Origin of the sequence: Paraburkholderia sp. LEh10, from assembly GCF_017814945.1 — a bacterium.
In the GTDB taxonomy this organism is placed as follows: domain Bacteria; phylum Pseudomonadota; class Gammaproteobacteria; order Burkholderiales; family Burkholderiaceae; genus Paraburkholderia.
Window position 1 is genome coordinate 1 of record NZ_JAGIPX010000123.1, and the last position, 11,111, is coordinate 11,111.

Here is an 11,111-nt window from a genome sequence, read left to right on the forward strand (position 1 = left end):
GACGTCGATATCGGCGTCGTGAAGAAAGTGGCGCTGTCGAAAGACTATAAGCGCGTGATCGCCACGGCCGAGCTCACGCGCGACGCCACCGACATGCTCGTCGACGATACGCGCTTCTGGGTGGTGAGGCCGCGCATCGCGGGCGGCACGGTCTCGGGCATCAGCACGCTGCTGTCGGGCGCGTATATCGGCATGGACATCGGCCGCACAAAACGGGAGCGGCGCGACTACACGGGACTCGAAACACCGCCCGTGTTCGCGAGCGACGTGCCGGGCCGCGAGTTCGTGCTGAAGGCTGCCGACCTCGGCTCGCTCAACGTCGGCACGCCCGTATATTTCCGGCGTCTGCAGGTGGGCCAGGTGACGTCGTTCGAACTCGACAAGGACGGCGGCGGCGTCACGCTGCGCGTGTTCATCAACGCGCCGTACGACCGCTACGTCAACGCCGACTCGCGCTTCTGGCAAGCGGGCGGCATCGACGTCACGCTCGGCACGGAAGGCGTGAAGGTCAATACGCAGTCGGTGGTGTCGATCCTGATCGGCGGGCTCGCGTTCGAGACGCCCATGGCGTCGCTGAATCAACCCGAAGCCGCGCAGCACGCATTGTTCACGCTGTTCCCCACGCGTGACGAAGCAATGAAGGTGCATGACAAGATCGTCGAAACGTACGTGTTCGTTTTCCCCGGTTCGGTGCGCGGACTGGTCGTGGGCGCGCCAGTCGATTTTCGCGGCATCACGGTCGGCGAGGTTTCGGCGATCTACACACGCTTCGATCCCGACACGAAGCAGATCAGCATCCCCGTCGAAATCAAGTTCTATCCCGAGCGCTTCACGTCACGTTATGCAGCGGCGCTAAAAGGCGGCCGCCTAAGCGACAACCCCCGGGCGATGGCCGATTTCCTCGTCGATCGGGGTCTGCGCGGTCAGCTCAAAACGGGCAGTCTGATTACGGGCCAGCTGTATGTCTCGCTCGAGTTCTTCCCGAATGCGCCGAAAGCGCACATCGACTGGAACCGCACGCCGCCTGAGCTGCCCACCACGCCAAGCGGAATGCAATCGCTGCAGGAGGCGATGAACCGGATCATCGCGCGCATCGACAAGCTGCCGCTCGAACAGATCGGCAACAACGCACAACAGACGCTCGCCAATAGCGCGCTGCTCATGCGCAACCTCAATACGCAGGTGGTGCCGCAGGCGAAGAGCGCGTTGTCGGCGGCGCAAGCGACGCTCGACTCCGCGAACACAGCGTTGCAGCCGGACTCGGCATTGCAGCAGGACACCAGCGACGCAGTGCGCGAACTGGCCCGCACGGCCGCCTCGTTCCGGGCGCTGTCCGACTATCTGCAGCGGCATCCGGAAGCGCTGGTGCGCGGCAAAACGGGGGACGCGAAGTGAAACCGCTCATGCGATTCAGCCGCCTTGCCGCCGCCCTGCTGATGCCCGGCATTGCGGCCTCACTGAACGGATGCAAGTCGCCGCCGACGAGCTTCTACACGTTGAGCAGCGACGCGTCGCTGCAGCGCAGCGGCGACGCGCTGACGGGCACGGTGGTCGTCGGCCCCGTGACCGTGCCCGACCTCATCGACCGGCCGCAGATCGTCACGCGTATGTCGAACAACGAGGTCGCGCTCAACGAATTCGCGCGCTGGGGCGAGCCGATCAGAAGCGGCGTCGCCGCCACGATCGCGGGCGATCTGGCGCGGCTGCTGGGGTCCGATCGCGTGTCGATGTCGTCGCAGTCCGTCGCGGATACCCAGGCGTGGCGCGTGCGCGTCGATATCGTGCAGTTCGACTCGATGCCCGGCGAAGCCGTCGCCATCGACGCATTGTGGACCGTGCATGTCGCGGGCCGCACGACGCTGCTGACCGGCCGCTCGATTGTGCGCGAGCCGGCGCCCGACGCGGGCTATGACGCACTCGTCGCCGCGCAAAGCCGGGCGCTCGCATCGGTGAGCCGCGACATTGCGGCGGCGATGCTGCGCGCGCCGCCGCCGTGAAGCATAGCCGGGCGCGCGAGTCCGCTGCGCTTAGAACTTCTCCGGAACGAATCGTTTCGGCCGGTTCGGCTCCTTGTACCCTTCGGGCTTTTGACGCTTCGGCAGCTTCACTTTTTCGCGCGGCATCGTCTTGTACGGAATGCTGTCGAGCAGATGCGTGATCAGGTTCAGGCGCGCGCGCTTCTTGTCGTCCGACCTCACGACGAACCAGGGCGCCAGGTCGGTATCGGTTGCAGCGAACATGTCGTCGCGCGCGCGCGAGTAGTCATACCAGCGGCTGTATGACAGCAGATCCATCGGCGAGAGCTTCCAGACCTTGCGCCCGTCGCTGATGCGCGCTTCGAGCCGGCGTGTCTGCTCTTCTTCGCTGACTTCGAGCCAGTACTTCAGAAGAATGATTCCCGATTGAGTGATCGCGTGCTCGATCAGCGGCACGACCTTCAGGAAGTGCTGCACCTGCTCTTCGGTGCAAAAGCCCATCACACGCTCGACGCCCGCGCGGTTATACCAGCTTCGGTCAAACAGAATGATCTCGCCGGCGGCAGGCAGATGCGGGAGATAGCGCTGGATATACATCTGGGTCTTTTCGCGGTCGGTCGGCGCGGGCAGCGCGACGACACGGAATATGCGCGGGCTCACGCGCTCGGTGATCGCCTTGATGGCTCCCCCCTTGCCTGCGCCGTCGCGCCCTTCGAAGAGCACGCACACCTTCGCGCCCGTTTGCACGACCCACTCCTGGAGCTTCACGAGTTCGACGTGCAGGGCCGCAAGTTCTTTCTCGTACTGCCTGTTCTTCAGACGCCCATATCCTTTTGCGTCTTCATGCGCATCATCCGCATGTTTGCCATTCGTTCCGTTCTTTTCATTCCTTGTGTCAGCCATCGCCAGTCTCCCGTGACTGCCATGTTGATCGCTGTCGCCCATGCGCGGCATGGGCTGGACCGGCCTCAGGTTTCGTCCCGCTCGGGGACGACCTGAACCGTGAGCGTGCGGCTTTTCCAGAACATGTTATGGATGCGCGGCTGCAAACTGTGGAGCACATGCGCGCCCACGTCGTTCCAGCCAATGAGCACCGCGGGACGCTCACCCGTTCCCTCCACGCGCTGGATCGTATCGAACGGCGGAAAGCCGTAGTGGCACAGGAACGTTTTGATTTCTTCGTCGGTCGTTTCGTTTTCGACATTGCCTACCCAAAGTTCAGCCATAACGACGTTCTCCTTTTGGAAAGTCTGTTTAACGCTCCGAAGTTTCGACCATGCTTCGCAGACCGGTCTTTATTGCAGGGCAAACAGAACTGCTTTTGGAAATAGTCTATGACTTTCCACGCCGATTGTCGGATTTTCCGACTAATGCGAAACGCGCAACGCTCGACGCAATCGAGTCGCAAACCGAAATGAAGCACGACCATCCGATCCATTTGCATGAGCGGACCTCTGTCGACGCAGACTTTCATGGCGCGGATGCCGACTTGTCGCTTTCCTGCTTCTGCGCCGGAGCCCGAGCCTGGTCACGGTCCTTCTTTTTGGTTTCGCGTACCTTTTGCTCTGCCTTGCGCTGCGCGTCCTGCATGGCCTTCGTCGCGGCGGGCTGCGCGACGGCTTGCTGCGGCAACGCAAACGAAACGAAAAGGCCTGCCGTAAAAGCCGACAACGCCAGAACGCGCTTGATCATTTTCCAACCTACGTGCTTTGCGCCTACAGCGCGCGCATGGCCGCGTCGATCTGCAATCCCCCGGGCGGCAGATCCAGCCGGTCGAAACGAACCAGCGCGAACGCGCGCATTTCCGGCGTGACGCCGGGAACGCGTGCAAAGTGAAATTCGATCTCACTGCCGCGCTTGCTGCCGCCTTCCTGGATCACGTTCATCATGTCGATGCGTATGCGCCGGTTCCTGATGTAGACGTAATCATTGGGTTTGGCGAGGACATCGCAGATGCCCTTGAGCTCGAGTTCGATGATATCGGTCGGCACACGGAGTGCGGCGAGACTTTCGGCATTCTGCGCGATCTGCGTCTGCACGCGCGCAAGCTCGTCCGCTTCGACTGCCGCGCCGCCGCCCACCACGGACGATATCCCCGTGCCTTGCCGATGCAGCAGCGCGACGCGTTCCTGCATCAGTTCGCGCCCGCGCGCGAGGTGCTGGGCGCGACTGGCCGCGAGCATCGACAGGCCTTCGAGCGCCATTTGATCGATCAGCCTGCGAACGATCTCGTCACGAAGCGCTGAATCCGTTTCCCCACACATCCTGATCCGATGATCCCCAAAACATAAGGTGATTTGCGCGACGTCATGACGGACCGCGTCGCCATCCTGCTCGACGCCGAGCACGTGCCGCTCGGTCATTGCCATCCCGAGTGTTCCGTAGACATCGGCCGCCCCCGGATGCTGCGCGAAGAATGCGCGCACCTCTTCCGAGCGGCCGAACGCCTGAGCGATATCGCCGGGTGTCGCAAAGAACGCGCGCAGACTCGGGTTGCCCGCCCACGCGTCGGCATTCGCATCGATCGTAGCGGGCAGCGACGCCATCAGCTGGTCCGCGTATTGAAGCGTCGCCGCCACAGGCTGTTTCAGACGATACCGGTAACGGTTCGCCATTTTCAGCCGCGGATGAACGGCGACGATGCGATCGACTGCTTCGTCGATGCGCGCGGCATTCTCTGGCGACACGTGCGTGCGATTGCGATGGAAAAGCCGTAGCAGCAAGCCCATTGCCGATGACCCTCACGTTAGAGGCACAGGTCACACATTAGCCGATAGAAAGCCGGCGTGCAGCATGCAGACCGTGCGCTACGCATCGGGAATCTGCCTGAACGCGTCGAAGCGCGCAACGGGAGGTTCGAGTTCCTCGACTTCCATCCTGTCGACGAGGCCTACCGACATGCCGTCGCACATCCCATCGCACATCTCGCTGACGGATTCCGGCGCGCCTTGAAGCAGCGCTTCGACGGAACCATCCAGCCGGTTGCGCACCCAGCCCGCGAGGTCCAGTTGCCTCGCGCGTTGCACGCATGCGGCCCGGTAGCCGACACCTTGGACTGTGCCGTAGACCTTGACCAGAAGCGTTTTCACCAGGCCATCGATGTCGCCCGTCATCTTCCCCTCCTCCTATGAAGCCCGTCCGGACGCGTTGGCGCGCATGGGTGAGATGCCCGTCACAGCGCGGCCGACATCAGATTCGCGAAGCAGCTTCAAAGGTATGAAAAAAGCCGCTGCTGCGCTGCGCAACGTCGCCTGTACCTCGCCTGTACCAATAGCGCTTCGAATTCGAAGACCGCGAGCAAGCGCTCGACAAGCGAGTATCGCGTGTCATCAAACTGCCCGGTCGCGATCGGCATGATGGCGACTGCGGTATTCGTACGGGGATCATGCGATCGCGAGCGGGACCTTTTCGAAGATCGTTCAACTATGCGACTAAACGTCAAGAAAGGAGAGCGTTCAATTTCCGGGTTGTCTTCAAGGTTTCTCACGCATACTGGCTCAATCAGAAGCTGCGCGTGATGCACGGCGGGCCTCCAGACGCCTGCCGCCGCCGTCGCGCGCAGGCCGCCCGAGCGCGCGAAGCACGCCATCCTTCACGGATGCATTGTGTCCGTCGAGCACTTCCGTGAACAGGTAGCGAATCAGACCGACGATGTCGGGCGGTAGCTGGGCTGCTTCGAGCGCCGCCGCGTACTCCGCGATCGTGATGCGCGTGAAACGCAGCGGCCGCCCGGTCGCTTTCGCAATCTCGGCGACGGCATCGGCGAACCGTCCACAGGCGCGCGCCCGTGAGTTCGTAGAGCTGGTTCGCGTGGCCGTCTGCTACGTCAGCACGGAGCGCCGTTGCCGCCGGGCGACCTTATCGATGAGCCTTCACGGGCTGCCGGGTCTTAGACGGCGTGCGTTACGACTGCTTCAACGTCGTCGGGCTCATTTTCGCGAGGTCGATGGTGCTCGTGCCGTGTGTCGGCGCGGACTTGTCGGCGGGCTTCGTCACGTTCGCGCCGAGCCCCGTGCCACCCGACTTGCGCCGCGCCGCGTGCCGCTCGATGATGCGCTGGAGCAGGCAGAACGCGCAGAGCAGCGCGCCGATCACGATCCGCGTCCACCACGAGCTGAGCGTGCCGTCGAAGGTAATCAGCGTCTGGATCGTGCCGAGGATGCCGACGCCGAACACGGAGCCGATCACATAGCCGACGCCGCCCGTCAGCAGCGTCCCGCCGATCACGGTCGCGGCGATCGCATCGAGTTCCATGCCCTGGGCCTGCAGGCCGTAGCCCGACAGCACATAGAGCGTGAACACGAAGCCGCCGAGCGCCGAGCAAAAGCCGCTGAGCGCATACACGCCGATGCGCGTGCGCGCGACGGGCAAGCCCATCAGCAAGGCCGAACGTTCGTTGCCGCCGAGCGCGTAGACGTTGCGGCCAAAGCGCGTGAAATGCGCGACGAAGATCGCCACGGCCAGCGTGAGCAGCGCGATCAGCGCGCCCGCCGTCAGCGAACCGCCGCCTATCGGCACGCTGAAGCCCGCCATCGCATGAAAGGTCGCTTCGTTGATGGTGATCGACTGCGTCGTGATCAGGAAGCACGCGCCGCGCGCGAGAAACATCCCCGCCAGCGTCACGATGAACGGCTGCAGGCGGAAAAAATGGATCAGCGCGCCCATTGCCGCGCCGTACAGCGTGCCGAACAGCAGCACGAGCGGCGCGATCAGCCACACGGGCCAATGCAGGCGCTCGGCGCAGATCGCGCAGAGAATCGTCGTCAACGCGACGACGGAGCCCACGGAAAGATCGATGCCGCCCGACACGATCACGAACGTCATGCCGATGGCGACGATCAGCAGGAACGCGTTATCGACGAGCAGTCCGAGCAATACCTGCAATGAAAAGAAACCCGTGTACATCACCGAGCCGAAGCCGAACAGCACGGCAAACAGCACGACCGTGACGACGATGGGCAGCGTGCGCGGATCGAGCAGCCTGCCGAGCATGGTGTTCATTCTGGAGTCCCCGTGAGCGGCCTGGTCCTGACGAGTGCAACGGCGCGCAGCAATTGACGCACGAGCATCGCGCGCGCGGCGCCCGACTGGATCACGCTGACGAACAGCACGACGACGGCTTTGACGACGAGCGTCGCTTCGGGCGGCACGCCGATCGAATAAGTGGTGTAGGTAAGCGTCTGGATGATAAGCGCGCCGAGCACGGTGCCCGCGAGGCTGAAGCGTCCGCCGAGCAGCGACGTGCCGCCGAGCGTCACGGCAAGGATCGCATCGAGTTCGAGCAGCAGGCCCGCGTTGTTGCCGTCCGCGCTGCGCACATTCGAGCTTGCCAGAATGCCGGCGACGGCCGCCGTCAATCCCGAGAACACATAGACGCTGAACACGATCGCGCCCGAGCGCAAGCCGACCAGCCGCGTCGCGACGGGGTTCACGCCGATCGCGCGAATGAACAGCCCGAGCGCCGTGCGATTGACGAGCAGCGCCGTCGCGGCCGTCACGCCGGTCGCGATCCATACGGAACACGGCACGGTCGCGAGATAGCCGCCGCCGAACACGAGATAGCCTGGCGCGCCGATCGGAATGATCTGGCCGCCCGTCAGCAGCTGCGCGACGCCGCGTCCCGCCACCATTAGGATCAGCGTCGCGATGATGGGCTGCATGCCGACGAACGCGACCAGCATGCCGTTCCAGATGCCCGCCAGCACGCCGACGCCAATCGCTGCGCCGAGCGCGATGCCGACGCGCGACGGATCGTCGGCGAGCACGACGGCGGCAGCGGCGCCTGCAATCGCGACGATCGCGCCGACGGAAATGTCGATGCCGCGCGTGGCGATCACGAGCGTCATGCCGAGCGAGACGATCACGAGCGGCGCGGCGCGATTGAGGATGTCGATGGGCGCGCCGAACAGATGGCCGTCGAGCATCGCGATCGACAGGAAGCTCGCGCGGTGTATCACGTCGATGGCGAACAGCGCGGCGAGCGTCAGCACGGGCCATGACAGCTGATGCCTGAACGCGGCCTGGATCTGCTTCATTCGCTCCCCCCTGCGATCAGCCGGTAGACCTGATCTTCCGACACGGCGCTGCCCGTCACGTCGGCGATCTTGCGCCGGTCGCGCAGCACCGCGATGCGATGGCTCACGCGCACCACCTCGCCGACTTCGGACGAGATGAACAAAATCGCGAGCCCCTTGGCGCACAGCGCGAGCACGCGGTCCATGATCTCGAACTTGGCGGCGACGTCGATGCCGCGCGTCGGCTCGTCGAGGATCAGCATGTTCGGCTCGGTGGCGAGCCAGCGCGCGAGCACCACTTTTTGCTGGTTGCCGCCCGACAGCAGGCCGATCGGCTGCTCGGCGTCGTGCGCCTTGATGCCGAGCCGCTCGATATACGTGTCCGCGATCTCGCGCTGCTTCGCGCGGCCGATCGCGCGCAGCCAGCCGCGCCGCGCCTGTAGCGCGAGGATGATGTTTTCGCGGATCGACAGCGCGGCGACGATCCCCTCCTTCTTGCGGTCTTCCGGGCAATAGCCGATGCCGTGGCGCACGGCGTCGTGCGGCGAACTGAGCTTGACCTCCTTGCCGTCGACGCTCATGGTCCCCGCGTCCGCCTTTTCGACACCGAACAGCAGGCGCGCCGTCTCGGTCCGCCCGGAGCCGAGCAGGCCCGCGAGGCCCATGATCTGGCCGGGCTGCACGTCGAGATCGATGGGATTCATCACGCCACGGCGCGCGACACCCTTCATCGACAGAAAAGGCGCTACGCCCGCGCGCTGTTGCGGCGTGTCGGGCGCGCCGCTCTTCAGCCGCTCGGTCATCCGGTTGTGGCCGACCATCTTCGCGACGAGCTGCTCGACGGGCAGATCCTTCGCGAGATACTCGCCTTCGCGTTCGCCGTTGCGCATCACGGTGATGCGGTCGGAAATCGCATACGTCTGCTCGAGAAAATGCGTGACGAACAGAATCGCGATGCCCGACTGCTTGAGGTTGCGCAGCACGTCGAAAAGCCGCGCGACCTCGCCGTCGTCGAGACTCGAAGTGGGCTCATCGAGAATCAGCACGCGCGCCTTCACCGACACCGCGCGCGCAATCGCCACCATCTGCTGCACGGCGATCGGATAGGCATCGAGCGATTTGGTGACGTCGAGCGACACGTTCAGTCCCTCAAGCGCCGCATGCGCGCGCGCATGAATCGCTTTCCAGTCGATCGCGCCGCGCCGCTTCGGCTGGCGGCCCGCGAAGATGTTCTCCGCGACGGACAGGTTCGGGCAGAGATTGATTTCCTGATACAGCGTCTGAATGCCCGCGGCCTCGGCTTCGAGCGGCGTCGCGAAGCGCACGTGTTCGCCGGCGAGGCGGATCTCGCCGGCATCCTGCTCGTGCACGCCTGTCAGTACGTTGATGAGCGTCGATTTGCCCGCGCCGTTCTGCCCCATCAACGAATGGATCTCGCCCGGAAACAGGCGAAAATCGACGCCCGAGAGCGCCTTCACGCCCGGAAACGTCTTGCTGATGCCGATGGTTTCGAGTAGCGGTTGTGCGGCCATAGGCGTGACGCGATGAAGGTATGGAAATCCGGCGCCGCGCCTGATGCGCGCGGCGATCGAGCGGCTCAATACTTGCGTTGCGGCAGAATCTGCGCGGCGACGTTCATCGGGAACACGGTCTCGTTGGTCACGATGCGCTTGGGCAACTGCTTGCCGGCGACCACATCCTTGACGGCTGTCATCAGTTGCGGGCCGAGCAGCGGGCTGCATTCCACGTCGACGTTGATCTTGCCGGCGATCATCGCTTCGAAGCCGCCCTTCGTCGCATCGAACGACACCACGCTCACGTCCTTGCCCGGCTTGATGCCCGCTTCTTCCATCGCCTGGATCGCACCGAGCGCCATGTCGTCGTTGTGCGCGTAGACCACGTTGATCTGCTTGCCATAGGTCTTCGCGAACGCTTCCATCACCTGCTTGCCGCCCGCGAGCGTGAAGTCGCCGCTTTGCGACGCGATGATCTTGAACTTCGGATCGTTCTTGATCACTTCAATCAGGCCTGCATGACGATCGTTCGCGGGCGCCGAGCCGACCGTGCCCTGCAGTTCCGCGATGTTGATGGGACCGGCTTCGTTCTTGTAGCGCTCTTCGAGCCAACGCCCGGCGCGCCGTCCTTCTTCGAGAAAGTCCGAGCCGATCATCGTCACGTACAGCGACGGGTCTTTCACATCGACGGAGCGGTCCGTGAGAATCACGGGAATCTTCGCGTTCTTCGCTTCCGTCAGCACGGGCTCCCAACCCGATTCGACGACGGGCGAAAACGCAATCACATCGACTTTTTGCGCAATGAACGAGCGGATCGCCTTGATCTGGTTTTCCTGCTTCTGCTGCGCGTCCGAGAACTTCAGGTTGATGCCGGCGTCTTTCGCGGCCGTCTTCACCGAAACCGTATTCGCCGTGCGCCATGCGCTTTCGGCGCCGACCTGCGAAAAGCCCAACGTGATCTGCTTGTCCCCGGCGAAGCTGTTGATGCTGGCAGCAACCGTGAGCGCCGCTCCGAGGAGCAGTCCGGCGGCCAGACGCGTGGCGACTTTCATATTTCGTCTCCGATGTGATTGTTTTTCCAGGCGCTGCACTTTCGCGCGCGACGACGGTCATGACGCGACGACGAACGCTTTGCGCCACCTCTTGCTGCAAACAGGCAACTGACGGTCAATCTGGAAAACGCTGTCCGGACCGGCCTCCGGCACAGGTGCGCGCTCGTGACGGACACCCTGCGCGCCGTGCATGCCCGGCTCGTGCGAAGGCTGCATTGCGCGTGTCTGACTTTTCTTTATAGCCAAACTATATGTTTGGCTTCGTGCGCTTTCGATTAGCGTTTTCCCCACGTTCTCCCGCGCAAACGTAATGCTATTTATCAAGCTGTAGCCGTGGCAATGCGATGTGCTCCCACGTTTTAGGCAGATGCGAAAAAACTAATCGGACGTTGTAGCCGCCAATCGTATGGCACAGCGAATGCCCGCAATCGAATCATCGCGATTTATAGTAAGACTATAAGACGTCATATCGACCCTAACACCATGACCGACCAACCCCGCAAACTGCGCTCCGCCGCCTGGTTCGGCACCGCCGACAAGAACGGCTTCATGTAC

11 protein-coding genes are annotated in these 11,111 nt (G+C 63.4%); 2 read left to right on the forward strand and 9 right to left on the reverse strand.

The annotated features are described in order from the left end of the window. On the forward strand, window positions 1-1,395 hold a 1,395-nt coding region (locus J8I87_RS42085), incomplete at its 5' end, for an intermembrane transport protein PqiB (RefSeq protein ID WP_209938458.1). An 8-nt stretch (window positions 1,396-1,403) separates the two neighbouring features. Then, window positions 1,404-1,997, forward strand: coding sequence for a PqiC family protein (locus J8I87_RS42090; protein ID WP_209938459.1), 594 nt, complete (start codon window positions 1,404-1,406; stop codon window positions 1,995-1,997). Window positions 1,998-2,027: 30 nt separating this feature from the next. Here J8I87_RS42090 and ppk2 read toward each other — a convergent pair whose 3' ends face one another. From ppk2 to J8I87_RS42135, 9 genes are all read right to left on the reverse strand, one after another. Next, window positions 2,028-2,879 (reverse strand): polyphosphate kinase 2, encoded by an 852-nt coding sequence (ppk2, locus tag J8I87_RS42095; RefSeq protein ID WP_209938460.1) that lies wholly within the window; start codon window positions 2,877-2,879, stop codon window positions 2,028-2,030. Between the two features lie 65 nt (window positions 2,880-2,944). Then, the gene (locus tag J8I87_RS42100; protein ID WP_209938461.1) at window positions 2,945-3,202 is read right to left on the reverse strand and encodes an RNA-binding protein; all 258 of its coding nucleotides are present in this window, start codon (window positions 3,200-3,202) and stop codon (window positions 2,945-2,947) included. Between the two features lie 244 nt (window positions 3,203-3,446). Next, complete coding sequence (locus J8I87_RS42105; RefSeq protein WP_209938463.1) at window positions 3,447-3,668, reverse strand: hypothetical protein; 222 nt, start codon at window positions 3,666-3,668, stop codon at window positions 3,447-3,449. A 23-nt stretch (window positions 3,669-3,691) separates the two neighbouring features. Next, window positions 3,692-4,705: a hypothetical protein gene (locus J8I87_RS42110; protein WP_209938464.1), complete on the reverse strand. Its 1,014-nt coding sequence runs from the start codon at window positions 4,703-4,705 to the stop codon at window positions 3,692-3,694. 78 nt (window positions 4,706-4,783) lie between these two features. Further along, the gene (locus J8I87_RS42115) at window positions 4,784-5,089 is read right to left on the reverse strand and encodes an acylphosphatase (RefSeq protein ID WP_209938465.1); all 306 of its coding nucleotides are present in this window, start codon (window positions 5,087-5,089) and stop codon (window positions 4,784-4,786) included. A gap of 790 nt (window positions 5,090-5,879) precedes the next feature. Continuing rightward, window positions 5,880-6,977, reverse strand: coding sequence for a galactofuranose ABC transporter, permease protein YjfF (gene yjfF / locus J8I87_RS42120; protein ID WP_209938466.1), 1,098 nt, complete (start codon window positions 6,975-6,977; stop codon window positions 5,880-5,882). Then, complete coding sequence (locus tag J8I87_RS42125; RefSeq protein ID WP_209938467.1) at window positions 6,974-8,011, reverse strand: ABC transporter permease; 1,038 nt, start codon at window positions 8,009-8,011, stop codon at window positions 6,974-6,976. The genes yjfF and J8I87_RS42125 overlap by 4 nt, the downstream gene beginning before the upstream one ends. After that, window positions 8,008-9,522, reverse strand: a complete 1,515-nt coding sequence (locus tag J8I87_RS42130; RefSeq protein WP_209938469.1) for a sugar ABC transporter ATP-binding protein — start codon at window positions 9,520-9,522, stop codon at window positions 8,008-8,010. Before J8I87_RS42130 ends, J8I87_RS42125 begins: the two co-directional genes overlap by 4 nt. A gap of 65 nt (window positions 9,523-9,587) precedes the next feature. Then, window positions 9,588-10,556, reverse strand: a complete 969-nt coding sequence (locus tag J8I87_RS42135; protein ID WP_209938471.1) for an ABC transporter substrate-binding protein — start codon at window positions 10,554-10,556, stop codon at window positions 9,588-9,590. Between the last annotated feature and the right edge of the window lie 555 nt (window positions 10,557-11,111).

What these genes read in the sequence shown, in the direction of transcription:
- yjfF (WP_209938466.1), bottom strand. Translation starts at nt 6,977, where the DNA reads ATGAACACCATGCTCGGCAGGCTGCTCGATCCGCGCACGCTGCCCATC.
- J8I87_RS42105 (WP_209938463.1), bottom strand. Translation starts at nt 3,668, where the DNA reads ATGATCAAGCGCGTTCTGGCGTTGTCGGCTTTTACGGCAGGCCTTTTC.
- J8I87_RS42090 (WP_209938459.1), top strand. Translation starts at nt 1,404, where the DNA reads ATGCGATTCAGCCGCCTTGCCGCCGCCCTGCTGATGCCCGGCATTGCG.
- J8I87_RS42125 (WP_209938467.1), bottom strand. Translation starts at nt 8,011, where the DNA reads ATGAAGCAGATCCAGGCCGCGTTCAGGCATCAGCTGTCATGGCCCGTG.
- J8I87_RS42115 (WP_209938465.1), bottom strand. Translation starts at nt 5,089, where the DNA reads ATGACGGGCGACATCGATGGCCTGGTGAAAACGCTTCTGGTCAAGGTC.
- J8I87_RS42135 (WP_209938471.1), bottom strand. Translation starts at nt 10,556, where the DNA reads ATGAAAGTCGCCACGCGTCTGGCCGCCGGACTGCTCCTCGGAGCGGCG.
- J8I87_RS42130 (WP_209938469.1), bottom strand. Translation starts at nt 9,522, where the DNA reads ATGGCCGCACAACCGCTACTCGAAACCATCGGCATCAGCAAGACGTTT.
- J8I87_RS42100 (WP_209938461.1), bottom strand. Translation starts at nt 3,202, where the DNA reads ATGGCTGAACTTTGGGTAGGCAATGTCGAAAACGAAACGACCGACGAA.
- ppk2 (WP_209938460.1), bottom strand. Translation starts at nt 2,879, where the DNA reads ATGGCTGACACAAGGAATGAAAAGAACGGAACGAATGGCAAACATGCG.
- J8I87_RS42110 (WP_209938464.1), bottom strand. Translation starts at nt 4,705, where the DNA reads ATGGGCTTGCTGCTACGGCTTTTCCATCGCAATCGCACGCACGTGTCG.